Source organism: Pedococcus sp. P2_D9, assembly GCF_056404275.1.
This window is the reverse complement of the sequence record NZ_JBFUEI010000002.1, coordinates 338,847-362,636: the sequence shown is the minus strand read 5'-3', so window position 1 is coordinate 362,636 and position 23,790 is coordinate 338,847. Positions and strand designations below refer to the sequence as shown.

The 23,790-nt window shown below is 70.6% G+C and carries 22 protein-coding genes; 20 read left to right on the top strand and 2 right to left on the bottom strand.

Annotated features, from left to right (window positions below; genetic code table 11):
- Positions 1–2 precede the first annotated feature (2 nt).
- From AC1DXJ_RS04495 to menD, 7 genes are all read left to right on the top strand, one after another.
- The gene (locus tag AC1DXJ_RS04495) at positions 3–998 is read left to right on the top strand and encodes a type 1 glutamine amidotransferase family protein (RefSeq protein WP_477613730.1); all 996 of its coding nucleotides are present in this window, start codon (positions 3–5) and stop codon (positions 996–998) included.
- Positions 995–2,143 carry an alpha/beta hydrolase gene (locus tag AC1DXJ_RS04490; protein ID WP_477613729.1) on the top strand — a complete coding sequence of 383 codons (1,149 nt, stop codon included), beginning with the start codon at positions 995–997 and terminating at the stop codon, positions 2,141–2,143. Before AC1DXJ_RS04495 ends, AC1DXJ_RS04490 begins: the two co-directional genes overlap by 4 nt.
- Positions 2,144–2,181: 38 nt before the next feature.
- Positions 2,182–2,904 (top strand): esterase family protein, encoded by a 723-nt coding sequence (locus AC1DXJ_RS04485; protein WP_477613728.1) that lies wholly within the window; start codon positions 2,182–2,184, stop codon positions 2,902–2,904.
- Positions 2,901–4,418 (top strand): M20/M25/M40 family metallo-hydrolase, encoded by a 1,518-nt coding sequence (locus AC1DXJ_RS04480; protein WP_477613727.1) that lies wholly within the window; start codon positions 2,901–2,903, stop codon positions 4,416–4,418. Before AC1DXJ_RS04485 ends, AC1DXJ_RS04480 begins: the two co-directional genes overlap by 4 nt.
- A gap of 91 nt (positions 4,419–4,509) precedes the next feature.
- On the top strand, positions 4,510–4,839 hold the full coding sequence (locus AC1DXJ_RS04475; RefSeq protein ID WP_477613726.1) for a hypothetical protein: 330 nt from the start codon (positions 4,510–4,512) through the stop codon (positions 4,837–4,839).
- Positions 4,836–6,428, top strand: a complete 1,593-nt coding sequence (locus AC1DXJ_RS04470) for a PGAP1-like alpha/beta domain-containing protein (protein WP_477613725.1) — start codon at positions 4,836–4,838, stop codon at positions 6,426–6,428. The genes AC1DXJ_RS04475 and AC1DXJ_RS04470 overlap by 4 nt, the downstream gene beginning before the upstream one ends.
- Positions 6,429–6,468: 40 nt before the next feature.
- The gene (gene menD / locus AC1DXJ_RS04465) at positions 6,469–8,295 is read left to right on the top strand and encodes a 2-succinyl-5-enolpyruvyl-6-hydroxy-3-cyclohexene-1-carboxylic-acid synthase (RefSeq protein ID WP_477613724.1); all 1,827 of its coding nucleotides are present in this window, start codon (positions 6,469–6,471) and stop codon (positions 8,293–8,295) included.
- Positions 8,296–8,513: 218 nt separating this feature from the next.
- On the opposite strand, the gene AC1DXJ_RS04460 is transcribed toward menD, so the two are convergent.
- Complete coding sequence (locus AC1DXJ_RS04460) at positions 8,514–9,164, bottom strand: HAD family hydrolase (protein ID WP_477613723.1); 651 nt, start codon at positions 9,162–9,164, stop codon at positions 8,514–8,516.
- 2 nt (positions 9,165–9,166) lie between these two features.
- Positions 9,167–10,459, bottom strand: coding sequence for an isochorismate synthase (locus AC1DXJ_RS04455; RefSeq protein WP_477613722.1), 1,293 nt, complete (start codon positions 10,457–10,459; stop codon positions 9,167–9,169).
- 120 nt (positions 10,460–10,579) lie between these two features.
- Between AC1DXJ_RS04455 and AC1DXJ_RS04450 the strand changes: the two genes are divergently transcribed.
- The 13 genes from AC1DXJ_RS04450 (at position 10,580) to nuoK (ending at position 23,785) form a co-directional block, all read left to right on the top strand.
- Entirely contained in the window at positions 10,580–11,275 is a 696-nt protein-coding gene (locus AC1DXJ_RS04450) for a demethylmenaquinone methyltransferase (protein ID WP_477613721.1), read from the top strand.
- Between the two features lie 103 nt (positions 11,276–11,378).
- The gene (locus tag AC1DXJ_RS04445; RefSeq protein ID WP_477636395.1) at positions 11,379–12,713 is read left to right on the top strand and encodes a geranylgeranyl reductase family protein; all 1,335 of its coding nucleotides are present in this window, start codon (positions 11,379–11,381) and stop codon (positions 12,711–12,713) included.
- 133 nt (positions 12,714–12,846) lie between these two features.
- Entirely contained in the window at positions 12,847–13,209 is a 363-nt protein-coding gene (locus AC1DXJ_RS04440) for an NADH-quinone oxidoreductase subunit A (protein ID WP_477613719.1), read from the top strand.
- A gap of 20 nt (positions 13,210–13,229) precedes the next feature.
- Positions 13,230–13,859: a NuoB/complex I 20 kDa subunit family protein gene (locus tag AC1DXJ_RS04435; protein WP_477613718.1), complete on the top strand. Its 630-nt coding sequence runs from the start codon at positions 13,230–13,232 to the stop codon at positions 13,857–13,859.
- The gene (locus tag AC1DXJ_RS04430; RefSeq protein ID WP_477613717.1) at positions 13,856–14,656 is read left to right on the top strand and encodes an NADH-quinone oxidoreductase subunit C; all 801 of its coding nucleotides are present in this window, start codon (positions 13,856–13,858) and stop codon (positions 14,654–14,656) included. Before AC1DXJ_RS04435 ends, AC1DXJ_RS04430 begins: the two co-directional genes overlap by 4 nt.
- Positions 14,656–16,017: an NADH-quinone oxidoreductase subunit D gene (locus AC1DXJ_RS04425; protein ID WP_477613716.1), complete on the top strand. Its 1,362-nt coding sequence runs from the start codon at positions 14,656–14,658 to the stop codon at positions 16,015–16,017. The genes AC1DXJ_RS04430 and AC1DXJ_RS04425 overlap by 1 nt, the downstream gene beginning before the upstream one ends.
- Complete coding sequence (gene nuoE, locus AC1DXJ_RS04420; protein ID WP_477613715.1) at positions 16,017–16,916, top strand: NADH-quinone oxidoreductase subunit NuoE; 900 nt, start codon at positions 16,017–16,019, stop codon at positions 16,914–16,916. Before AC1DXJ_RS04425 ends, nuoE begins: the two co-directional genes overlap by 1 nt.
- Positions 16,913–18,226, top strand: coding sequence for an NADH-quinone oxidoreductase subunit NuoF (gene nuoF, locus AC1DXJ_RS04415; protein ID WP_477613714.1), 1,314 nt, complete (start codon positions 16,913–16,915; stop codon positions 18,224–18,226). Before nuoE ends, nuoF begins: the two co-directional genes overlap by 4 nt.
- The gene (locus AC1DXJ_RS04410; RefSeq protein ID WP_477613713.1) at positions 18,223–20,718 is read left to right on the top strand and encodes an NADH-quinone oxidoreductase subunit G; all 2,496 of its coding nucleotides are present in this window, start codon (positions 18,223–18,225) and stop codon (positions 20,716–20,718) included. Before nuoF ends, AC1DXJ_RS04410 begins: the two co-directional genes overlap by 4 nt.
- A 35-nt stretch (positions 20,719–20,753) precedes the next feature.
- Complete coding sequence (gene nuoH / locus AC1DXJ_RS04405) at positions 20,754–22,121, top strand: NADH-quinone oxidoreductase subunit NuoH (protein WP_477613911.1); 1,368 nt, start codon at positions 20,754–20,756, stop codon at positions 22,119–22,121.
- Complete coding sequence (nuoI, locus tag AC1DXJ_RS04400) at positions 22,114–22,722, top strand: NADH-quinone oxidoreductase subunit NuoI (protein ID WP_477613712.1); 609 nt, start codon at positions 22,114–22,116, stop codon at positions 22,720–22,722. Before nuoH ends, nuoI begins: the two co-directional genes overlap by 8 nt.
- Positions 22,719–23,489, top strand: coding sequence for an NADH-quinone oxidoreductase subunit J (locus AC1DXJ_RS04395; RefSeq protein WP_477613711.1), 771 nt, complete (start codon positions 22,719–22,721; stop codon positions 23,487–23,489). The genes nuoI and AC1DXJ_RS04395 overlap by 4 nt, the downstream gene beginning before the upstream one ends.
- Positions 23,486–23,785 (top strand): NADH-quinone oxidoreductase subunit NuoK, encoded by a 300-nt coding sequence (gene nuoK / locus AC1DXJ_RS04390; protein ID WP_140741957.1) that lies wholly within the window; start codon positions 23,486–23,488, stop codon positions 23,783–23,785. The genes AC1DXJ_RS04395 and nuoK overlap by 4 nt, the downstream gene beginning before the upstream one ends.
- Positions 23,786–23,790 lie beyond the last annotated feature (5 nt).

Below are 23,790 nucleotides of genomic sequence, written 5' to 3'. Positions count from 1 at the left end.
TGATGCGCACCGTCCTCCTCGGGCCGCAACGGTTCATGACCACGGCCGGCACCGCCCTACGTTCCCTCGGTGTCGAGGGACCCGTGGCGACGATCAACGCGGGCTGGGAGGAGCGCGAGGACGACGCCGACGAGATCGACACCGTCCTCGGGGGCGACACCCGCCACCTGCGTCTCTACCACCGCAGCCTCGACGTCATCACCAAGGACGAGGCGTTCGGCTCCGCGGCGCTGGCCTTCCGCGACCGCCACGACGCCCTCCTCTCGCTCTACCGCCTACGCCTCCAGAACGCCATGGACGGGGTGTATGCCGTGCAGCGACGCACGGGCGAAGGCGAGGGCCGCGTCCGCGGCGAGGCCACGGCCTACGCGGCGCTCGACGACTCGATCGAGGTGGTGCGCCACGTCGACCAGTGGTACGCCGCACAGCTCAAGGCGCTGTACACCGAGCTCGACGAGGCGGCGCCCATCGACGCCAGCGGGGTGATCGGCTGGCACCGCGGCGAGCTCGCCGATCTGCTCCGCCAGTCGGCCGCGGTCGTGCTCACCGGCGGACACGTCGGCACCCTGCTGCGGACCTTGCGGCTCTTCGCGATCCGCCTGCCCGACGAGGTGCCGGTGATCGCGTGGTCGGCCGGCGCGATGGCGTTGACCGAGCGGGTCGTGCTCTTCCACGACCACGGTCCCGAGGGCAACACCGAGGCCGAGGTCTTCGACCGCGGCCTGGGTCGGGTGCGGGGGATCGTCGCACTGCCGCACGCCCGCCGCCGGCTGCGCCTCGACGACCGGGACCGGTGCGCCGTCATGGCTCGGCGGTTCACCGACCAGCACTGTGTGCTGCTCGACGACGGGACAGCCCTCGAGCTCACGGAGTCCGGTGGGCTGCCCCTGGGTGCGCGGATCCTGGGCATCGACGGAGCGGTCCACGAGCTGGGCGGCGCGAATGGTTCGCCGGCGACCGGCACGCAGGTCATGGACGGCAGGGGGGCCGGCTCGTGAGCGAGGGACGGCTGGCGGTCAACAGGCTGCGCGAGCGCCTGCCGGTGGACGGCGCTGTGATCGACCGGTTCATCGCCCGGCACGGGGCGCCGATCATCGAGAACGAGCGGGCGACCTTCCTCTTCCGCGGCGAGGCCGACGAGGTGAGGGTCCGGCACCGGGTCGTGGGGCTGCCCGACCCGTTGGTCATGAAGCGGCTGCCCGACACCGACCTCTGGGCGGTCACGACGGTCCTGCCCAGCGGCTCGCGGGTGGAGTACCAGCTCGAGACCCGGAACGGCGAGCACTACGCGACGTTCAACGACCCGCTGAACCAGCGGCTGGCTCACTCCCCGATGGGATCGAGCTCGGTGTGTGCGGCCACGGGCTACGAGGTGCCGGACTGGGTGCACCACGACCCCGAGGCCAGACCGGGCGAGATCATCGAGGACACGTTGCAGTCGAAGGCGCTGCGCCGCGAGCAGCACGTCAAGCTCTACCTGCCGGCTCGGTACAACCCTGCTCTTCGCTACCCGCTGCTCGTCGTCCACGACGGCACCGACTACCTCGACTACGCCGCGATGAAGACCGTGCTGGACAACCTCATCCACCGGCTCGACGTCGCACCGCTGATCGTTGCCTTCGTGCCACCCCGGGACCGGCTGCGGGAGTACCCCAACCACGCGCCGCATGCGCGCTTCATCGCCCGCGAGCTCCTCCCGATGCTGGCCGAACGGCTCCCGCTCATCGACGACCCGCACGCTCGAGCCCTGATGGGATCGAGCTTCGGCGGCATCGCGTCGCTGTCCACCGCGGTGCGCTATCCGGGCGTGTTCGGGTCACTGTTCCTGCAGTCCGCGTCACTGGTGTTCACCGACATCGGCACCGACCACGGCGGCGGGCCGGCGTTCGACCCCGTCGTGAAGTTCGTCAACCGCTACCGGGCCAAGCCCACCGCACCCGTCGAGCGGCTGTTCATGAGCTGCGGCATCTACGAGCCGCTCATCACGCCCAACCGGTCCATGGTGCCGGTGTTCCGTGGCGCGGGCATGACCGTCAAGTACGTCGAGGCGCGGGACGGCCACAACTGGGAGGACTGGCGGGATCGGCTGCGCGACGGGCTGTCCTGGCTGTTCCCCGGACCCCAGAAGTTCGTGTACGAGTAGATGCACTCCACCTCACTCCCCACCCCCTGGAGGACGGCATGAAGGTCACCGAACGCTGGCATTCGGAGCGGATGGGGCGCGACATCACCCTGGTCCGCTGGGGCCACTACGGCGTGCCCGTGCTGCTGTTCCCGACCGCCGGCGGAGACGCCGAGGAGGTGGAGCGTCACCACCTGGTCGGGACGCTCGCCCCGCTGATCGAGGCCGGCCGGATCAAGGTCTACTCGTGCGACAGTGCGGCCGGTCAGGCGCTGCAGCGCAACGAGGGGTCGCCAGAGCACCGGATGTGGCTGTTCAACCAGTACCACCAGGCCGTCGCCGAGGAGGTCGTGCCCGCCATCCACGCCGACAGCTCCCCCCAGGCCGTGGTCGTGGCCGGCGCCTCCATCGGCGCGTTCAACTCCTACGCCATGATCTGCCGCTACCCCCACCTGTTCGCCGCGGCCGTCTGCATGAGCGGCACCTTCCGGGTGGAGAAGTTCATCGGCGGCGACACCACCCAGGACTGGTACTTCGCGTCGCCGCTGCAGTTCCTCCCCGGGCTCGAGGGCCCGGCGCTGGAGATGCTGCGCCGTCGCTACGTCGTCCTCGCCTCGGGTAGTGGGCGCTGGGAGGACGTCGGAGAGTCCTGGGCGGCCGGGGATGCGTTGGGCCGCAAGGGAGTTCCCAATCGAGTCGACGACTGGGGCGACCGCTACGACCACGACTGGCCGACCTGGTGGGAGATGCTCCCGCTCTACCTCGACGACCTGGTGCCGTGAGCGAAGCGTCTCCGGCTGGCGCTCCGGTGGGCGCCTCCCTCGCCGCGAGGCTCGCGGCCGCCGTCGACGCAGGTATGCCGCGGGTCCGCGAGGACCTCGCGCGCCTGGTTGCGTTGCGTTCCGTGGCGAACCCGGCGATCGAGCCCGAGAGCGAGTGCCGGGCCGCAGCCGCGCTGGTCGCTGACCTCTTCGCCGAAGCCGGCGTGGACGGCATACGCGCGCACGAGACACCGGACGGGTCGCTGGCCGTGGTCGGGCGCTCGGCCGGGCCCGCCGGTTCTCCGCGAGTGCTGCTGTACTCGCACTACGACGTCGTTCCGGTCGGTGACCCGGCCGCCTGGCAGACCCCGCCGTGGGAGCTCACCGAGCTCGATGGGCGTTGGTATGGAAGGGGATCAGCCGACTGCAAGGGCAATCTCATGGCCAGCGTGCTGGCCCTGCGGGCCCTTCGCGAGGTGCTCGGCGAGTGGCCGGTCGAGGTGGCCGTCGTCTGCGAGGGGTCCGAGGAGCAGTCGAGTGGGGGGATGGAGGGGCTCGCCCGGGCCCACCCCGAGCTCGTGCAGTGCGATGCCCTGCTGCTCGCAGACACCGGCAACGTCGAGGCCGGCCTCCCGACCCTCACGACCTCGTTGCGCGGCACCGGCAGCGTCCTGATGACGGTGCGCACGATGCGGCACGCGGCGCACTCCGGCATGTTCGGCGGCGCCGCGCCAGACGCCCTCCAGGCCCTGCTCACCTCTCTGGCCAGCCTGCGCGACGCGAGCGGCGAGACGACGATCGACGGGCTCGACCACGACGGACTGTGGGACGGGGCGCCCTTTGACACCAACAGGTTTCGCGGCGACGCAGGACTCCTCGACGGTGTCGAGCCGTTGACGGGCACGGGCTCCGTGGCCGACCTCCTGTGGGCGCGACCGGCAGCCACCGTGCTGGCCATCGACTGCCCTCCCATCTCGCAGGTGACGGCCGCAGCCCAGGGCGAGGCGCGGGCCGTGGTCAACCTCCGGGTGCCCGCCGACACCGATGCGGCTGCCGCCCAGCAGCTGCTCATCGCGCACCTGCGGGCACACACACCCTTCGGGGCACAGGTGGAGATCAAGCCGGTCTCGCTGGGGCACGGGTTCCGCGCGCGGACCGACGGACCGGCATACACGGCCATGCGGCGGGCGATGCGGACGGCGTTCGGCCGCGACGCGGTCACCACCGGGCAAGGTGGATCGATCCCGCTCGCGACCGCCCTGGCCGAGCTCGTTCCCGACGCCGAGATCATGCTGCTCGGGGTGGAGGAGCCGGAGTCCCGGATCCACTCGCCCGGCGAGAGCGTCGACCCCGAGGAGCTGCGGCGGACCGCGCTCACCCAGGCGTTGTTCCTCGCCGACCTCGGTGGGCTGCTCGAGCCTGGGGACGAACCTGGGGACGAGCCTGAGCGCGAGGCTGTGGGGCCGGCTCCGCGCGAGGCTGTGGCGGAGGCGGTGGGGCCGGCTCCGCTCAGTGATGGGGCCGCTGCGGACTGATTTGTCCACATGCCTCGACCTCGAAGGCGACCGGCCCACAGGGTTCGAAGAGCGCGCTGCGCACGATTCGTCCGCGCGGCACCGTGGTCGCATGATCGGAAACCCGCACGAGATCAGGGCCATGGCGACGCGGCTGCACGCCGACGCGGACCGGCTTCGTCACCTCGCCGTGAGGGTGGGGCGCACGCGCGACCTCGCCTGGCGGTCGAGGGCGGCGACGCTGTTCCGCGAGCGCGTTGGCGAGCGTACGCACGCGCTACAACGCTCGGCGCAGCATCTGGACGAGGCGGCCGGACGGGTTCAGGCCCATGCCGACGGTGTCGAAGCCGCCCGGGCGGAGGTGCTCCGCGTCGCAGCGCTCGGGGCCGACTTTGCCCGCGCCGCCGGTGAGGCTGCTACGCGGGCCGCGGGCCGCGCATGAGCCGCGACCTCCTCCACGTCCGCGGTGGTTCCGCGGGGACCTCCGTCGGGTTGGACTCGCTGGACGCCGCTGCCGCTGCCCTCGCCGACGTGGCGGGGGACGTGGCTCTCGTGGCCTGTCGAGCCGTCGCTGCAGCGGCAGATCCCGACCTGGTCGCAGGGTCCCTGCTCAGCCCCAGCACGGGGGTGCGGGCCGACGCGGCGCTCGCGGAGGCGGTCGGGCCGCGCGGCCTCCTGGGCGACGTCGCGTCGATGGTCTCGCTCTCCTCCGCCGTGATGGCTGCTTCCGCGTCCTACCGTCGGGCAGAGGCGGAGGCGGCCAGGGCTGTCGAGCTCGCCCAGGACACCGTGATGCTGGTCGTGGGCGAGCTGGCCCCTCAGCTCCTCGTCGGGGTGCTTGCCCTCGACGCGCTCGGCGTCGACGTGGCGGGTCTGCTGGACCGGGCCGTGTTCGACGAGCCGGCCATCGCGGATCTGGCCGGGGGAGCGGAGGGGCTCGTGGTGGGACTTCGGTCCAACCCGCTGACCGCCCCCTTCGTGCCCGCGGGCCCGCGCGCTGACGGGCTCGCCTCCGGGGCAGACGGCCCCGCGGGTGGCCGTTCCGAGCCTGACGGTTCCGAGCGTGTCGGTTCCGAGCAGGACCACGAGGCGGACCTGGACTACGAGGTGGCTCTGCGCCTGCTCGCGGACTCAGCTGCCCTGTGGGGGTTGCTGTCCGACGGTGGTCGCGCGCGGGTCACCGCAGAAGCCCGGCCGCGCCCCGGAGCCCGCGTCCCTCGCACCCTCCGGGACCTGGCGGTGGACCAACGCAACGTGGGCGACGGCGAGGACTACGCCGGGCACGTTCGGGTGATCGAGGTCCCGCAGCCCCAAGGCTCTGCCTGGATCGTCGAGATCAGTGGCACCCAGGTGTGGGATCCCACGGCCGGCGCCAACCCGTTCGACGTCACGACCGACGTCCGTTCGATGGCCCAGGACGCGACGGTTCTCGCCGACGGTGTCCACCGGGCACTGGAGCAGGCGCAGGCCGCATCGGCGGCGACGGCCACCGGGACGGGCGGTCGCGAGCGGAGCGATGGACCGGTCATGCTCGTCGGGCACAGCCTCGGCGGGATCGCCGCGGCCGGGCTCGCCTCGTCGCCACGGTTCACCGAGGCCCACCCGGTGACCCACGTCGTGACGATGGGTGCACCCGTGGGACGGATGCCCGTGCCGGCCGACATCGCCGTCCTCTCCCTCGAACACTCGCAGGACGCCGTGCCTCGCCTTGACGGTGCGCCCAACCCCGATCGCTCGACGTGGGTCACCGTGTCGCGCGACCTGGGCGCCACTGACTCGGGTCGGGCGGACCCGGCGCCGGCAGAGCGCGACCGGACGCAGCTGGACAGGGCTGAGCTGGACCGGGCTGAGCTGGACCGGGCGAGCGAGGCCCACGACGCCCGGTTGTATGCCGCCACCGCAGCGCTCGTCGACGACTCCACCGATCCGTCGGTGTCCACCTGGCGGGCCGGCAGCGCACGCTTCTTCGCCGGTGACGCGCATGGCGATCCGGTCGTCCGCGACTACGCGATCGAGCGGGTCGTGCCATGAGGCGCGGTCCGGCCGGACAGCGGGTGGCACAATCCGACCCGTGAACCCGTCCACCGCGCTCGCGACGGTCCTGGTGGACGAGCTGGTCCGACAAGGGGTCCGCCACGCCGTGCTCTGCCCGGGCTCCCGCTCGGCTCCCTTGGCCTATGCCTTGCGCGAGGCCGAGCGCGCCGGCCTGATCGAGCTGCACGTGCGCGTCGACGAGCGGTCGGCAGGCTTCGTGGCGTTGGGACTGGCCAAGCTCACCCGGGTGCCGGCGGTCGTCGTGACCACCTCGGGCACGGCGGTCGCGAACCTCCACCCCGCCGTCCTCGAGGCGCACCACGGGGTCGTCCCGCTTGTCGTTCTCTCGGCCGACCGGCCGGTCGAGCTGCGCGGCACTGGTGCCAACCAGACCACCGTGCAGCCGGGCATCTTCGCCGGGGCCGTCCGCTGGTCCGTGGACGCCGCCGCCCCGCGGCGCGCCCCAGGCGAGGTCGCGCGCTGGCGGCGGATCGCTGCCGACGCCGTTCGGCATGCCACCGGCGCCACCGACGTCGGCGAGCCGGGACCGGTCCACGTCAACGTCCAGCTGCGCGAACCGCTGGTCCCGACCGGCGACGAGGGACCTTGGCCGGAGTCCCTGGATGGCGTGCTGCCCGAAGCTGCCGACGACTTCATGGCGGCGACGCCGACAGCGACTCCGACGGCGACTGCGCCCTCGACCTCCACGCCGACCGCCACGCCGTCCGCCACGCCGTCCTCCGGGGTGCCCGGGCCGGACGCGGCGTACGACGTCGCGCGCCAGCCTGCACGGACCCTGGTCGTGGTGGGCGACCTCCCTGAGCCCGACCAGTTCGACCGCGCCGTCCGTTGGGCGACGGCCAGGGGCTGGCCGGTCCTCGCCGAACCGTTCGGCACCCACCCGCGGGGCGACGCGCTGCCGCACGGCCCGCTGGTCCTGTCCGACCCGCGATGGCTCGACGAGCACGCCCCGGACCGCGTGATCGCGGTCGGACGGCTGACCCTGTCGCGGCCGGTCGCGGCTCTCCTGCGCCGACCCGGCGTCCGGGTGGAGGCCGTGGGTGCCCACGCCTGGATCATGTCGCGTCCCGATGTCCAGGTCGTCCACCCGGTCTCGGTGTTCGAGGCGCCCGTCGCGACGGTCGCGCTCGTCGCTCCCACTGACGACCTAGACGACCTCGACGGCGAAGCCGGCGACGAGGCGTGGAGCGACGCGTGGCGCTCAGCGGGCAAGCGTGTGGCCAGCGCCCTGGCCGGCGAGAAGTCGCCCTGGCCCAGTGGCGCGGCCGTGGCCAACGCAGTCATGGAGGGTCTACCGGCTGGCGCCACCCTCTTCCTCGGCTCGTCGAACACCGCTCGCGACGTCGACCTCGCGGCCCCCCGGTCCGGATCGCTGCGTGTGGTGGCCAGTCGCGGGCTCGCGGGCATCGACGGCTGCGTGTCCACCGCGAGCGGCCTGGCCCTGGCCGACGGGACGCCGACCTACGCCCTGATGGGTGACCTGACGTTCCTCCACGACGCCAACGGGTTGCTCGTCGGACCACTGGAGCGTCGACCGGACCTCACCGTGGTCGTCACGAACGACGACGGGGGCGGCATCTTCACCCTCCTCGAGCCGGGCGAGCCGGCGCGGGCCGCCGAGTTCGAGCGACTCTTCGGCACTCCGACGGGCACCGACCTGGCCGCACTGTGCGCAGCGCACCACGTCAGGCACCAGCAGGTCTCGACCCGTGACGAGCTCGTCACGGCCCTCGGAGCACGGCCGTCTGGTCTCACCGTCCTCGAGGTGAGGGTCGACCGCGACGGCCACCGCGACCTCCATGCCCGGCTGCGCGAGCGCGCCGCCGCCGCCATCGCGACCTGAGCTCTCGGCGCGGTTCGGGCCTACCGCAGCTCCTTCAGCCGACCGCCCAAGGCCAATCGCGACAGGAGTGGCGCGGATCGACTCCGCCGAGGGGGATCAGGGGCGATCTGTGCCACTTCTGCCACGAGTCACCGTGGTCGGATCACGAATCATCGTGGTCAGATCCGGTGAGGATACGGGGCGCAGGTACGGTCAGGGCCACGTGCGGCACGTGGCGCTCAGGGGTGGCGGCGCAGCGGCATACCGCGGGCGATGAGGTCCTCGCGGAGGTGGTCGGGACCCGTGAAGTGCACCGCGTCCATCCCGGTCTCGGCCGCGGCGACGACGTTGGCGAGGCTGTCGTCGATGAAGATGCAGTCGTCGAGGCCGACGCGGTGGCTGACGCGTTCCTCCAGGACCTCGAAGATCTCGGGGTCGGGCTTGGCCACGCCCTCCTCGCCCGACACGACGATGTCCTCGAACAGCTCGAGGAAGTCGAACCGGTCCAGGGCCACCGGGAACAGGTCGGCGGACCAGTTCGTCAGCGCGAACAGGGGCACCTCGGCCGCGTGCAGCTCGCGCAGGATCTGCACGCTGCCTGCGATCTCGCCGACGAGCGAGGCGCCGAAGTGCGCGCGGTAGGCGACGATCTCCTCGGCGTAGTGCGGGTGTGACGCCAGCGCGACCTGCTCCGCCTCGTCGAGCCCGCGCCCGGCGTCGTTGGCGTGGTTCCAGGCGGCGAAGTCGAAGTCATGGTCCGCCACGAAGGCGCGAGCCCTCTCGGCACCGACCGCTACCTCGACGGCACGCACCGGGTCCCAGGAGATCAGGACGTTGCCCAGGTCGAAGACGACGGCATCGGCAGGTCGCGGCACGAGGTCGTCGGACATGGTCACTCGGCGGTGAGGGCGTCGCGCATCGGGACGAGCTTGGCGTCGGACTCGGCGACCTCGGACTCCGGGTCCGAACCGGCGACGATCCCGCAGCCGGCGAACAGCCGCATGGCCGAGGCGTCCTCGCGCTCGAAGGCACCGCACCGCAGGGCGATACCCCATTCCCCGTCGCCGGTGGCGTCCATCCAGCCGACCGGACCGGCATAGCGTCCGCGGTCCATCTCCTCGAGCTCGCTGATGAGCGCGTCGGCAGCGGCCGAGGGCGTGCCGCAGACGGCGGCGCTCGGGTGCAGCGACGCGGCGAGGGTCAGCGACGTTGCGTGGTCGGCGAGCACACCGGCGACATCGGTCGCCAGGTGCATGACGTTCGACAGGTGGAGGACGAACGGCGCCTCGGGCACGTTCATCGACGAGCAGTGCGGGCGCAGGGCGTCGGCGACGGACCGGACGGCGTACTCGTGCTCCTCGAGGTCCTTGCTCGAGCGCGCCAGCGACGCCGCCAGGGCGAGGTCGTGCTCGTCGTCACCGGTGCGGCGGATGGTCCCGGCGAGGACCCGCGACGTGACCAGGCCCTTCTCGAGGCGAACGAGCATCTCGGGCGTCGCGCCCACGAGCCCGTCGACGGCAAAGACCCAGGTCGTGTCGTAGCGCTCGGCCAGCCGGGTCAGCAGCCAGCGCGGGTCGATCGGCGCCTCGGCGCTGACCCTGAGGTCACGCGCCAGGACCACCTTGTCGAGGCTGCCGCCGGTGATGCGCTCGACCGCGCGCTCCACGGCGCCGGCCCACTGCGCCGGAGGCAGCGCACCGTCCGCGAACGCCACCCCGGACGGCTCACGAGGCTGTGACTGCTGGGGTATGACGGGCGTGGGCAGCTCGTCGCCGGTCCCGATGGTGGTCACCCACCATCGACCGTCCCGCGCACCGACGACGACCTCGGGGACGACGAGGGTGGCGCCGGACGGTGAGCCCGCGGCATACGAGATGGACCCGAAGGCGACCGGTCCCGTGCCGGGCAGGGCGACGTCGTTGCGCACGACCGCGCCGTCGACGACGTCGCGCCACCACGCCTCGGCCCGCTCGAACCGGTCGGGACCGACAGCGGTGAACTCCAGCGCGCGACCCCACCCGACCAGACCCTCACCGCGGCGCACCCAGCTGAACAGCTCGGTCGGGTCGACGCGGTCGGGCAGGAGGGAGAGCAGCATGCCGGGGTCGTGCAGTGCCACGGTTCGGGCGACCACGGGCGAGCCGTGGGGTCGGCTCGCAGGCTGGGGCGTGGGAAGGCTGGTCATGTCGGGGAAAGCCTACGGCGCACCCACCTCCACCCGGCGGGAGGTGGGCGTGAGCCCGCGCGCGATGGGCGACAGCAGCCGCGGGGAGAGGGCGCCGGGCCGGATGGGAGGATGGCGACCATGACCCGCGCCAGCCTCGACAAGGATCCCCGCGACGTCGCCGCGATGTTCGACGACGTGGCCGGCAAGTACGACCTCACCAACGACGTCCTCTCCCTGGGCCAGGACCGGCTGTGGCGACGGGCAGTCCTCAAGGCGGTGGCCGCCCAGCCCGGCGAGACCGTGCTGGACATCGCCGCGGGCACGGGCACGAGCAGCGAGCCGTTCGCCGACCACGGTGTCAACGTCGTGCCGGCCGACTTCTCCCTCGGCATGCTGAGGGTGGGCAACCGGCGGCGTCCGGACCTGGGCTTCACGGCGGCCGACGCGATGCGGCTTCCCTTCGCGGGCAACAGCTTCGACGCGGTGACGATGTCGTTCGGCCTGCGCAACGTCTCAGGGGTCGAGGGGGCGCTGGCGGAGTTCCTGCGGGTGACCAGGCCCGGTGGCAGGCTCGTGGTCTGCGAGTTCAGCCAGCCGGTCAACGGCGCGTTCCGCAAGGTATACAGCGAGTACCTCATGCGGTCGCTGCCCCCCATCGCGCGCAAGGTCAGCAGCAACCCCGAGTCCTACGTCTACCTGGCCGAGTCGATCCAGGCCTGGCCCGCGCAGCGCGAGCTGGGGGAGCGCATCGCCGCGGCCGGTTGGAGCGAGGTCGGCTGGCGCAACCTGACGGGCGGCATCGTCGCGCTGCACCGAGCGACGAAGCCGGCGTGACGGGCGAGGGGTAAGGGTCGCCTTACTGGTGACCGGACGGCGGGTCGGGAATAGACTCCGCAGTTGAAGTTCGTGAAGACGTTCACAAGCGGGTGAGGCAGGCGTGACAGACACCATCAGCGAGGCCGCCGGAGGCATCTCTGCGAGCGGGGCTCCCACGGAGACGGCCGACGTCATCGTCGTCGGTGCCGGTCCTGCGGGGTCGGCCACCGCGGCATACCTCGCCATGGCGGGGCTCGACGTCCTCGTCCTCGAGAAGACGAGCTTCCCCCGCGAGAAGGTGTGTGGCGACGGGCTCACCCCCCGCGCGGTCAAGGAGCTCATCACCCTCGGCATCCCCACGCCCGAGGACGACGGCTGGATCAAGAACCACGGCCTGCGGATCATCGGCGGCGGCATGCGGCTGTCCCTGCCCTGGCCCGACCTCGCGAGCTTCCCGCCCTACGGCCTGGTCCGCACGCGGCAGGACTTCGACGACATCCTCGCCAAGCACGCGGTGAAGCACGGCGCGCGGCTGCGCGAGTCCACGAACGTGACCGGTCCCATTCTCGACTCCAAGGGCGCGATCGTGGGCGTGACCGCCAAGGCGGTCGACGAGAAGGGCCGGTCGACCGGCCCCGAGCTCCGGTATGCCGCGCCGCTGGTCGTCGCTGCCGATGGCAACTCCTCGAGGTTGTCCCTGTCGATGGGCCGCGAGAAGCGCGAGGACCGTCCGATGGGCGTGGCCGTACGCACCTACTACACGAGCCCCCGCCACGACGACGACTACCTCGAGTCCTGGCTCGAGCTGTGGTCCACCGACGACAACGGCAAGAAGGTGCTGCTGCCCGGGTACGGCTGGATCTTCGGCGTCGGCGACGGGACCTCCAACGTCGGCCTCGGGATCCTCAACACCTCCAGCGCCTTCGGCAAGACCGACTACAAACACGTCATGCGTCGCTGGGTCGCGACAATGCCCGAGGACTGGACCTACAACGACGAGACGATGGTCGGCCCGATCCGTGGCGCGGCGCTGCCCATGGGCTTCAACCGGCAGCCGCACTACGACAACGGGCTGCTGCTCGTCGGTGACGCGGGCGGCATGGTCAACCCGTTCAACGGCGAGGGCATCGCCTACGCGATGGAGTCCGGGCGCCTGGCCGCCGAGGTGATCGCGCAGGCGTTCGCGCGCGGCACCGACGCCCAGCGCGAGCGCGTCCTCCAGTCCTACCCCAAGGTCATGGCTGACGCGCTGGGCGGCTACTACACGCTCGGCCGCTACTTCGCGAAGATGATCGGCAACCCCGAGATCATGCGTCTGGCCACCAAGTACGGGCTGCCCCGCACCACCTTGATGAAGTTCCTCCTGAAGGTGATGGCCAACCTCGCCGAGCCGCACGGCGGCGACGCGAGCGACCGCCTGATCACCGCCCTGTCCAAGATGGCGCCGGACGCATGACCCGGCGTGCATTCTCTGGCGGCGCCCCTAGGATTGGGCCGCACCGCAAGGATGTGACCGGTGCCACAGTCGGCAGGGACGACGACGGCAGCACCCACGGCAGTAGCAACCACAGAAAGGGAGTGGCACGGCGATGAGCAACCCCTACGTCCCGTTGCTTTTCCTGTTGGCCATCGGTGGCGGCTTCGCCGTCTTCTCGGTCGGCGCCGCGGCCGTCTCGGGCCCCAAGCGCTACAACCGCGCCAAGCTGGACGCCTACGAGTGCGGCATCGAGCCGACCCCCCACGCCGTCGGCGGTGGACGCGTGCCGATCAAGTACTACCTGACCGCAATGCTCTTCATCATCTTCGACATCGAGTCGGTGTTCCTCTACCCGTTCGCGGTGGCCTTCAACCAGCTCGGCCTGTTCGCGCTCGTGGAGATGGTGCTGTTCATCCTGACCGTGTTCGTGGCCTACGCGTACGTGTGGCGCCGCGGCGGCCTCGAGTGGGACTGACGAGGGACTAGGACCAACCAATGGGAATCGAAGAGAAGCTGCCCGCCGGCTTCCTGCTGACCACTGTCGAGCAGGTCGCCGGCTACATGCGCAAGAGCTCGGTCTGGCCGGCCACGTTCGGCCTCGCCTGCTGCGCCATCGAGATGATGGCCGTCGGCACGCCCGACTACGACATCGCCCGGTTCGGGATGGAGCGGTTCTCCGCGACGCCGCGCCAGGCCGACCTGATGATCGTCGCCGGTCGCGTGAGCCAGAAGATGGCACCCGTGGTCCGCCAGGTCTACGACCAGATGCCCGAGCCCAAGTGGGTCATCTCGATGGGCGTCTGCGCGAGCTCCGGCGGCATGTTCAACAACTACGCGATCGTGCAGGGCGTCGACCACATCATCCCCGTCGACGTCTACCTGCCCGGCTGTCCTCCCCGCCCCGAGATGCTGCTCAACGCGATCATCACGCTGCACGAGCAGATCCAGGGCTCCAAGCTCGGCGTCAACCGCGTGGCCGCGGCGCGTGCTGCTGAGGCGGCTGCGCTGTCCGCGACGCCGACCCACCAGATGACCGGCCTGCTCGCCCAGGGCGCCGGCAGCGGCCACACCCACGCGCACGGCCACCTGCACGGGACCGACGTGACGCAGGGCGGTGTCGCATGAGCGAAGAGAAGAAGGACGCTCCCGACCAGCCGGCCCCCGAAGCGGCTGCGGCCACGATCGGCGTCCAGCCCGGCGAGGTCGTCGACCGCGCGGACGACGAGCGCCTGCCTGCGGCCCCCGGTACCACTCCCGATCCCGTCGTCGTCGGCGAGCGCCGCGGCATGTTCGGCGCGACCGACACCGGTGACACCACCGGCTACGGCGGCATGGTCAGCCCGATCCGGTTTCCCGGTGCGGCGGTCCGTCCCTACGGCAGCTACTTCGACACCATCGCCGACCAGCTCGAGCGTGGCCTGAACGGCGGCACCGCCTCCTATGCCGAGGCCGTCGAGCGGGTCGTCGTCGACCGCGGCGAGATGACCCTCTTCATCCGACGCGAGCACCTGCCGGCCGTCGCCCGCTCCCTGCGCGACGACCCGTCGCTGCGCTTCGAGATGTGCACGGGCGTCTCCGGCGTGCACTACCCGAGCGAGTCCGGCCGCGAGCTGCACGCCGTCTACCACTTCCTGTCCATCACCCACGGCGGTCGCCGGGTCCGCGTCGAGGTCACCGCACCCGACGACGACCCGCACATCCCGTCGATCGTCGAGATCTACCCGGCGAACGACTGGCACGAGCGCGAGACCTGGGACATGTTCGGCATCGAGTTCGACGGTCACCCGTCACTCACCCGCATCCTCATGCCCGACGACTGGCCGGGCCACCCGCAGCGGAAGGACTACCCCCTCGGCGGTATCCCCGTCGAGTACAAGGGCGCCACCGTCCCCCCGCCGGACCAGCGGAGGTCTTACAGCTGATGACTGCCAACTCACTCAAGGACAAGGACATCTACGCGACCTCGGGCGCCGACGCGGCGGCCTCAGCGGGTGCGCACGTCTTCAACGCCACCGGTGGCGACTGGGACCAGCTGGTCGACGAGGCCGCTGCCCTCCACGAGGAGCGGATCGTCGTCAACATGGGGCCGCAGCACCCGTCGACGCACGGCGTGCTCCGCCTCATCCTCGAGCTCGACGGCGAGACGGTGACCGAGACCCGCGCGGGGATCGGCTACCTGCACACCGGCATCGAGAAGAACATGGAGTTCCGCACCTGGACCCAGGGCGTGACGTTCTGCACCCGCATGGACTACCTCACGCCGTTCTTCAACGAGGCCGTGTTCTGCCTCGGGGTCGAGAAGCTGCTCGGCATCACCGACCAGATCCCCGAGCGCGCCAGCGTCATCCGGGTCCTCATGATGGAGCTCAACCGGATCACCTCCCACCTCGTCGCCCTGGCGACCGGTGGCATGGAGATGGGTGCCACCACCGTCATGACGGTCGGGTTCCGCGAGCGCGAGCGGATCCTGTCGATCTTCGAGATGGTCACCGGCCTGCGCATGAACAACGCGTTCATCCGTCCCGGCGGTGTCGCCCAGGACCTGCCGCCTGGCGCCATCGACAAGGTGCGCGACACGATTCCGTTGGTGCGCAAGGGACTTGGCGAGCTCGAGCTCCTGCTCAACGAGAACCCCATCCTCAAGGGCCGCACCGTCGACGTCGGCTACCTCGACCTCTCGGGCTGCATGGCGCTGGGCATCACCGGCCCGATGCTGCGCTCGACCGGTCTGCCCCACGACCTGCGCAAGCTGGACCCCTACTGCGGCTACGAGACCTACGACTTCGAGGTCATCACGCGCACGGAGTCCGACGCCTACGCCCGGCTGCGGATCCGCATCGACGAGATGTACGAGTCCCTCAAGATCGCCGAGCAGTGCATCGACCGGCTCCAGTCCGAGGCCGGCCCGGTCATGGTCGAGGACAAGAAGATCGCCTGGCCCGCACAGCTGGCCATCGGCGGCGACGGCATGGGCAACAGCCTCGACCACATCCGCGAGATCATGGGCACCTCGATGGAGTCCCTCATCCACCACTTCAAGCTGGTGACCGAGGGCTTCCGGGTCCCCCCGGGCCAGGCGTATGCCGCGGTGGAGAGCCCCAAGGGCGAGCTCGGCTGCCACGTGGTGTCCGACGGCGGCACGCGCCCCTACCGTGCGCACTTCCGCGACCCGTCGTTCAACAACCTTCAGGCCACGGCCGTGATGTGCGAAGGCAGCCAGATCGCCGACGTCATCGTCGCCGTCGCCTCGATCGACCCCGTCATGGGAGGCGTGGACCGCTGATGGAGCACTACGGGATCCAGACGGCGGCAGGGCACCTGACCGTCGCTCCAGAGTCCAAGGAGCCGTATGCCGCCGACGTGCTGGCCGGTCTCCACGAGGACGCTGCGCTGGTCGTCGCGAAGTACCCGCAGAAGCGTTCGGCGCTGCTGCCGCTGCTGCACCTCGTGCAGTCGGTCGACGGCTACGTCACGGGTCGGGGCATCGACTTCTGCGCCGAGGTCCTCGACCTGAGCACCGCCGAGGTCTCGGGTGTCGCGACGTTCTACACGCAGTACAAGCGGCACCCCAACGGCGAGTACACCGTCGGCATCTGCACCAACACCCTCTGCGCGATCATGGGCGGCGACCAGATCTGGGACGAGGTCTCCGAGCACCTCGGCATCGGTCATGACGAGACGACGCCGGACGGCAAGGTCACCCTCGAGCGGGTCGAGTGCAACGCGGCCTGCGACTTCGCCCCGGTGGTGATGGCCAACTGGGAGTTCTTCGACAACCAGACTCCCGAGTCGACCAAGCAGCTGGTGGACGACCTGCGCTCCGGCAAGGACGTCAAGCCCAGCCGCGGCCCCGACAAGGTGTGTTCCTTCAAGCAGGTCTCGCGCGTCCTCGCCGGTTTCCACGACGGCCTCGCGGATGAGGGCGTGGGCGCCGGCCCCGCATCGCTGGAGGGCCTGAGGATCGCCAACGAGCGCGGCTGGACCGCGCCGGACGGCGACGCCGGCGAGGCCGGCGAGACGCCCAAGGAGGAGCACGCCCCCGAGGCGACGTCCGACGAGGTGGCGCCGGGACGGCATACCTCCACCGACTCGACGGCCAACGAGCCCGACGAGGTGGTCGACGACAAGCCGGCCACCCTCTTCGACGAGACCACCAAGGCAGATGGAAAGGACGAGGCATGAGCACCACGCTGACCCCGATCCTCACGAAGTTCTGGGACGACCCCCAGTCGTGGACGCTGGAGACCTACGAGCGCAACGAGGGCTACCAGGCGCTGAAGAAGGCGCTGGGCATGAAGCCCGCCGACCTCGTCCAGATGACCAAGGACTCCGGGCTGCGCGGCCGTGGTGGCGCAGGCTTCCCGACCGGCATGAAGTGGGGCTTCCTGCCCCCGCCGGACGGCGGCCCCCGCTACCTCGTGGTCAACGCCGACGAGTCCGAGCCGGGCACCTGCAAGGACATCCCGCTGATGATGGCGGCGCCGCAGTTCCTCATCGAGGGTGTGGCGATCACGTCGTTCGCGATCGGCTGCAACCACGCCTTCATCTACCTGCGCGGCGAGGTCGTGCACGTCTACCGCCGCCTGCTGCGCGCGGTGGAGGAGGCGTATGCCGCGGGCTACCTCGGCAAGAACATCCAGGGTTCGGGGTTCGACCTCGACGTGACCGTGCACGCCGGTGCCGGTGCCTACATCTGTGGCGAGGAGACTGCGCTGCTCGACAGCCTCGAGGGGCGTCGCGGCCAACCGCGCCTCAAGCCGCCGTTCCCGGCCGTGGCGGGTCTCTACGCCCGCCCGACCGTGGTCAACAACGTCGAGTCGATCGCCTCGGTGCCGCCGATCCTGCTCCATGGCGCGGACTGGTTCTCGGGCATGGGCACGGAGAAGTCGCAGGGCTTCGGCATCTTCAGCCTCTCCGGCCACGTCAAGCGTCCCGGCCAGTACGAAGCACCGCTCGGCATCACGCTGCGCGAGCTGCTCGACCTGGCCGGTGGCATGCGCGACCCCAACAAGAAGCTCAAGTTCTGGACGCCGGGTGGTTCGTCCACGCCGTTGTTCACCGACGAGCACCTCGACACCCCGCTCGACTTCGAGTCAGTGGCCGCCGCCGGCTCGATGCTCGGCACCAGGGCCCTGCAGATCTTCGACGAGACGACCTGCGTGGTCCGGGCGGTCGACCGCTGGACCGACTTCTACAAGCACGAGTCCTGTGGCAAGTGCACCCCGTGCCGTGAGGGCACCTGGTGGCTCAAGCAGATCCTCGGCCGGCTCGAGCACGGACAGGGGTCCGAGGAGGACCTCGAGAAGCTGCTCGACATCTGTGACAACATCCTCGGCCGCAGCTTCTGCGCCCTGGGTGACGGCGCGACCAGCCCGATCACCAGCAGCATCCAGTACTTCCGCGAGGAGTACCTCGCCCACCTGACGCACGGCGGCTGCCCGTTCGACCCACGAGACTCCACCCTGTTCGCAAAGGATGCGGTGTCCGCATGAGCGTGACCACGAGCCCCAGCGCCGGCGGCAACGCCGTCAGCACCGGGGGCAACGCCTCGGCACCCCCGGCCGCCGACCTGGTGACCCTCACCATCGACGGTGTCTCGGTGTCGGTCCCCAAGAACACGCTGGTGATCCGGGCCGCCGAGGAGGTCGGCGTCGAGATCCCGCGGTTCTGCGACCACCCGCTCCTCGAGCCGGTCGGCGCCTGCCGCCAGTGCCTCGTCGACATCGCCACCCCCGGCCCGGACGGCACCCTGCGACCGATGCCCAAGCCGCAGGCCTCCTGCACCATCACGGCCACCGAGGGCATGGAGGTCAAGACCCAGATGACCTCCCCGGTCGCCGACAAGGCGCAGCAGGGCGTGATGGAGCTGCTGCTCATCAACCACCCGCTCGACTGCCCGGTCTGCGACAAGGGTGGCGAGTGTCCCCTGCAGAACCAGGCCATGAGCAACGGTCGCGCGAAGTCCCGTTTCGAGGACGTCAAGCGCACCTATCCCAAGCCGATCAACATCTCCTCGCAGGTGCTGCTCGACCGCGAACGCTGTGTCCTGTGCGCCCGCTGCACCCGCTTCTCCGACCAGATCGCGGGTGACCCGTTCATCGCCCTGGTCGAACGCGGTGCCCTCCAGCAGGTCGGCATCTACCAGGAGCAGCCGTTCGAGTCCTACTTCTCGGGCAACACCGTCCAGATCTGCCCCGTGGGCGCGCTGACCGGTGCTGCCTACCGCTTCCGCAGCCGCCCGTTCGACCTGATGTCGACCAAGAGCGTCTGTGAGCACTGCGCGTCCGGCTGCTCGATCCGCACCGACCACCGCCGCGGCGCGGTGCTGCGGCGGATGGCCATCAACGACGTGGCTGTCAACGAGGAGTGGAACTGCGACAAGGGTCGCTGGGCCTTCCAGTACGCCAGCACCGGCGATCGGTTCGACTACCCGATGGTGCGTGACCAGGACGGCGAGCTCCAGGTCGCCTCGTGGCCCGAGGCGCTGGCCGCCGCTGCCGCAGGACTGCGCGCCTCCAAGGGTGTCGGGGTGCTGACCGGTGGACGCGTGTCCGTCGAGGACGCCTACGCCTACGGCAAGTTCGCCCGGGCCGTGCTCGCGACCAACGACATCGACTTCCGCGCCCGCCCGCACTCGGCGGAGGAGGCCGACTTCCTCGCGTCCACGGTGGTCGCCACCGGTCCGGATGGCGACGCGGTCACCTACGCCGACCTCGAGGCCGCCAAGACCGTCGTCCTGGTCGGCTTCGAGCCCGAGGAGGAGAGCCCGATCGTCTTCCTGCGGCTGCGCAAGGCAGTGCGCCGCACCAAGACGGCCGTGTATGCCGTGGCGCCCTTCGAGACGCGCGGCCTCACCAAGCTGAACGGCACCCTCATCCCGGCCGCACCGGGCACCGAGGCCGAGGTGCTGCGTGCCCTGGCCGACGGGGTCACCGGTGACGGGGCAGCCGCACGCGCGGCCCAGGCCCTCGAGCAGCCGGGCGCCATCGTGATCGTGGGCGAGCGCCTCGCCACCGTCCCCGGCGCACTGTCAGCGGCAGCCGCGCTGGCCACGTCGGACAACGTCCGCCTGGCCTGGGTGCCGCGTCGGGCCGGTGAGCGCGGCGCGCTCGAGGCCGGCGCGTTGCCGACCATGCTGCCCGGCGGCCGCCTGGTCGCCGACGCAGCCGCTCGTGAGCGGGTCGCCGAACTGTGGGACGTCGTCGGCCTCCCGGACGTGCCCGGCCGCGACGGTGCCGGCATCCTCCGAGCCGCCACGACCGGCTCGGTCAACGCCTTGGTCGTCGGTGGCGTGGATGCAGCCGACCTGGCCAGCCCGCACACCGAGGAAGCCCTCGCCAAGACCTTCGTGGTCTCGCTCGACTTCCGGCCCTCGTCGGTGACCGCCGTGGCCGACGTCGTGCTCCCGGTCGCTCCGCACGCGGAGAAGGGCGGGACGTTCGTCGACTGGGAGGGACGTCCGCGGGCCTTCGAGGCTGCGCTGGACAGCGCCGCCCAGTCCGACTTCCGCGTCCTGGACATGCTCGCCTCCGAGATGGGTGCCTTCCTGGGCACCCGCACGCTCGGGGAGATCCGCCGCGAGATGACGGCACTCGGCCCGGCGACGGGCGAGCGCGCCGCTGCCCCGTCGGTGCAGGTCGGCGACCTGCCGAGTGCAGGGGCGGGCGAGCTCGTGCTGGCGACCTGGCACCACCTGCTCGACCGTGGTTCGCTGCAGGACGGCGAGCCGTTCCTCGCAGGCACGGCTGCCAAGGCGTTCGCCCGCGTGTCCGCCGCGACCGCCGAGTCCTTCGACCTCGTCGACGGCGACACGGTCACCGTGTCCACCGCCGCCGGCTCGGTGTCGGCGCCGGTCGCGGTCACCGCAGGCATGGTCGACCACGTCGTCTGGCTGCCGACCAACTCCGACGGCTCCACCGTCCGTGCCGCCCTGGGGGCGGTCGCCGGTGACGTCGTGACCCTCACGAAGGGAGGCGCCCAGTGAGCACCCTGACGTATGCCGCGGACGCCGTCGCCGGCATACCGCACCTCGCGGTCGGGCTCGGGGCCTCGGCGCCCTTCGCCGACAACCCGAGCGCGGACTTCAGCGACACCCCGTGGTGGCTGCACCTGGTGAAGGCGCTGCTCGTCTTCGTCTTCCTGCTGGTCAACACCCTCGTCGTCATCTGGTTCGAGCGCCGCGTGATCGGCCGGATGCAGCAGCGTCCGGGCCCCAACCGCACCGGGCCGTTCGGCCTGCTGCAGACCCTCGCCGACGGCGTGAAGCTGGCCCTCAAGGAGGACCTCACGCCCAAGAACGCCGACAAGGTCGTCTTCGCGCTGGCCCCCGCCATCGCGGGTGCGATGGCCTTCGTGTCGTTCGCGATCATCCCCATGGGGCCGACCGTCTCGATGTTCGGTCACCGGACTCCGTTGCAGCTGACCGACATCCCCGTTGCCGTGCTGCTGGTGCTCGCGGTGGCCGGTGTCGGGGTCTACGGCATCGTGCTGGCCGGCTGGTCCTCGGGCTCGACCTACCCGCTGCTCGGTGGGCTGCGCTCCACCGCCCAGGTCATCTCCTACGAGATCGCCATGGGCCTGTCCCTCGTCGCGGTGTTCCTCTACAGCGGGTCGATGTCGACCTCGCAGATCGTCGGCGCGCAGAAGAGCCTCTGGTACATCCTGCCGCTGGTGCCCAGCTTCCTGGTCTACGTCGTCACCATGGTCGGCGAGACCAACCGTCTGCCGTTCGACCTCGCCGAGGGCGAGGGCGAGCTGACCGGTGGCTTCCACACCGAGTACTCGTCGCTGAAGTTCGCCATGTTCTTCCTCGGTGAGTACGTCAACATGTTCACCGTCTCGGCCCTGGCCACGACGATGTTCCTCGGTGGCTGGATGGCCCCTCCCGGCATCGCGGCCATCAACGACGGCATGTTCAACCACGGCTGGTGGGGCCTGCTCTGGTTCGTCATCAAGCTCTGGCTCTTCATGTTCTTCTTCGTCTGGCTGCGCGGCTCGCTGCCCCGTGTCCGCTACGACCAGTTCATGCGGTTCGGCTGGAAGTTCCTCATCCCCGTCACGCTCACCTGGGTGGTGGTCGCTTCGTTCATGAAGGCCAGCCAGCTCGGCTTCATCCACGGGCCGAGCGTCACCTTCCGCGGCCGGGAGTTCCCCGTCCTCAGCATCGCCTTCGTCGTCATCCTCGCCGGGGCGGTCCTGGTCATCGCCTGGCTGCGTGACAACCGCAAGATCGAACAGGACGCCATCCGCAACATGCCCCCGCCGGAGGAGATCGACCCCTTCGCCGGCGGCTACCCGGTGCCCCCGCTGCCCGGGCAGCGGCTCAAGGAGCCGTCGCTCGCGATCGGCGAGCGCGCCACCGACAAGGAGGAGGCCACTCGTGGCTGACGACCAGAAGAAGCCCGGGTTCCTCGCGGACCTCTTCGCTCCCGTCGGCGGGTTCGGCGTCACGTTCGCCACGATGTTCCGCAAGCTGGAGACCGAGGAGTACCCCGAGGAGAAGCGGCCGACCCAGCCGCGGTTCCACGGACGTCACCAGCTCAACCGGCACGCCGACGGGCTCGAGAAGTGCGTCGGGTGCGAGCTGTGCGCCTGGGCCTGCCCGGCTGACGCGATCCTCGTCGAAGGCGCCTCGAACGACGACTCCGAAGGCGGCTCCGGCCGGTTCTCCCCCGGTGAGCGTTACGGCCGCGTCTACCAGATCAACTACCTGCGCTGCATCTTCTGCGGGCTGTGCATCGAGGCCTGCCCGACCCGGGCGCTGACGATGACCAACTTCTACGAGCTGGCCGACAACAACCGTGCCGACCTCATCTTCACCAAGGAGCAGCTGCTCGCGCCGCTCTCCGAGGGCATGCTCCCGGCTCCGCACCCGATGGTCGAGGGCCTCGAGGAGCGCGACTACTACCTGGGCAAGGTGGCCCGCGCCACGCCCGACCAGGAGGAGTGGGCGGCAGCACACGCCGCCGAGGGTGGTGAGTCCGCATGACCAGCCTCGGTGAGCAGATCATGTTCTGGGTCCTCGCGCCGATCAGCGTGCTCGGCGCACTCGGCCTGATCTTTGCCAAGAAGGCCGTCCACGCCGCGCTCGGCATGGCTCTGGTGATGATCAACCTCGGCATCTTCTACATCGCGGAGGAGGCTGAGTTCCTCGGCATCATCCAGATCTTCGTCTACACCGGCGCGGTCATGATGCTGTTCCTCTTCGTGCTGATGCTCGTCGGCGTCGACTCCTCGGACTCCCTCGTCGAGACCCTCAAGGGCCAGAAGTGGGCGAGCCTCCTGCTCGCGTTCGGACTGGCCGGCCTGCTCTTCACCGCCATCGGCCGGGCCGAGTTCGGACCGATGAAGGGCTTGTCGGGCATCAACGACAGCACGGGCAACGTCTCGGGCGTCGCGGACCTGATCTTCGGCAAGTACGTCTGGACGTTCGAGATCACGTCGGCCCTGCTCATAACGGCCGCCCTGGGCGCCATGGTGCTGGCCCACCGCGAGCGCATCGGCACCAAGCCCAGCCAGCGCGCGTGGTCCGAGCGCCGCGTCCTCGAGAACCGCAACGTCGCAGGCCTTCCTGCTCCGGGTGTCTACGCCCGCAGCAACGCGGTCGACACCCCGGCGCTGCTGCCCGACGGGTCGCCGAGCGAGCTGTCCGTGTCGCGGGTGCTCACCGCCCGTGAGCAGAACGTCGCGCCTGCACGCCACATCGAGTTCGAACACGACACGGAGCACGAGATCGAGGAGGGCTCGCAGCGATGAACCTCGTCAACTACATCTACCTCGCGACCCTACTGTTCGCGATCGGTGGTGCGGCAGTCCTCATGCGGCGCAACGCCATCATCGTGTTCATGGGTGTCGAGCTGATGCTCAACTCGACCAACCTGATGTTCGTGACGTTCTCCCGGATGCGCGGCAACCTCGACGGCCAGGTGATCGCCCTGTTCGTCATGGTGGTCGCCGCTGCCGAGGTCGTCGTGGGCCTGGCCATCATCATGGCCATCTTCCGTGCCCGCCGGTCGGCCTCGGTCGACGACGCCAACCTGCTGAAGCTGTAGAAGGA

Coding starts and splice junctions, on each gene's coding strand:
- AC1DXJ_RS04470 (WP_477613725.1), top strand. CDS start 4,836: ATGAGCCGCGACCTCCTCCACGTCCGCGGTGGTTCCGCGGGGACCTCC.
- AC1DXJ_RS04450 (WP_477613721.1), top strand. CDS start 10,580: ATGACCCGCGCCAGCCTCGACAAGGATCCCCGCGACGTCGCCGCGATG.
- AC1DXJ_RS04425 (WP_477613716.1), top strand. CDS start 14,656: ATGACTGCCAACTCACTCAAGGACAAGGACATCTACGCGACCTCGGGC.
- AC1DXJ_RS04435 (WP_477613718.1), top strand. CDS start 13,230: ATGGGAATCGAAGAGAAGCTGCCCGCCGGCTTCCTGCTGACCACTGTC.
- AC1DXJ_RS04485 (WP_477613728.1), top strand. CDS start 2,182: ATGAAGGTCACCGAACGCTGGCATTCGGAGCGGATGGGGCGCGACATC.
- AC1DXJ_RS04440 (WP_477613719.1), top strand. CDS start 12,847: ATGAGCAACCCCTACGTCCCGTTGCTTTTCCTGTTGGCCATCGGTGGC.
- AC1DXJ_RS04460 (WP_477613723.1), bottom strand. CDS start 9,164: ATGTCCGACGACCTCGTGCCGCGACCTGCCGATGCCGTCGTCTTCGAC.
- AC1DXJ_RS04495 (WP_477613730.1), top strand. CDS start 3: ATGCGCACCGTCCTCCTCGGGCCGCAACGGTTCATGACCACGGCCGGC.
- nuoK (WP_140741957.1), top strand. CDS start 23,486: ATGAACCTCGTCAACTACATCTACCTCGCGACCCTACTGTTCGCGATC.
- AC1DXJ_RS04455 (WP_477613722.1), bottom strand. CDS start 10,459: ATGACCAGCCTTCCCACGCCCCAGCCTGCGAGCCGACCCCACGGCTCG.
- nuoE (WP_477613715.1), top strand. CDS start 16,017: ATGGAGCACTACGGGATCCAGACGGCGGCAGGGCACCTGACCGTCGCT.
- nuoF (WP_477613714.1), top strand. CDS start 16,913: ATGAGCACCACGCTGACCCCGATCCTCACGAAGTTCTGGGACGACCCC.
- AC1DXJ_RS04410 (WP_477613713.1), top strand. CDS start 18,223: ATGAGCGTGACCACGAGCCCCAGCGCCGGCGGCAACGCCGTCAGCACC.
- AC1DXJ_RS04395 (WP_477613711.1), top strand. CDS start 22,719: ATGACCAGCCTCGGTGAGCAGATCATGTTCTGGGTCCTCGCGCCGATC.
- AC1DXJ_RS04475 (WP_477613726.1), top strand. CDS start 4,510: ATGATCGGAAACCCGCACGAGATCAGGGCCATGGCGACGCGGCTGCAC.
- AC1DXJ_RS04430 (WP_477613717.1), top strand. CDS start 13,856: ATGAGCGAAGAGAAGAAGGACGCTCCCGACCAGCCGGCCCCCGAAGCG.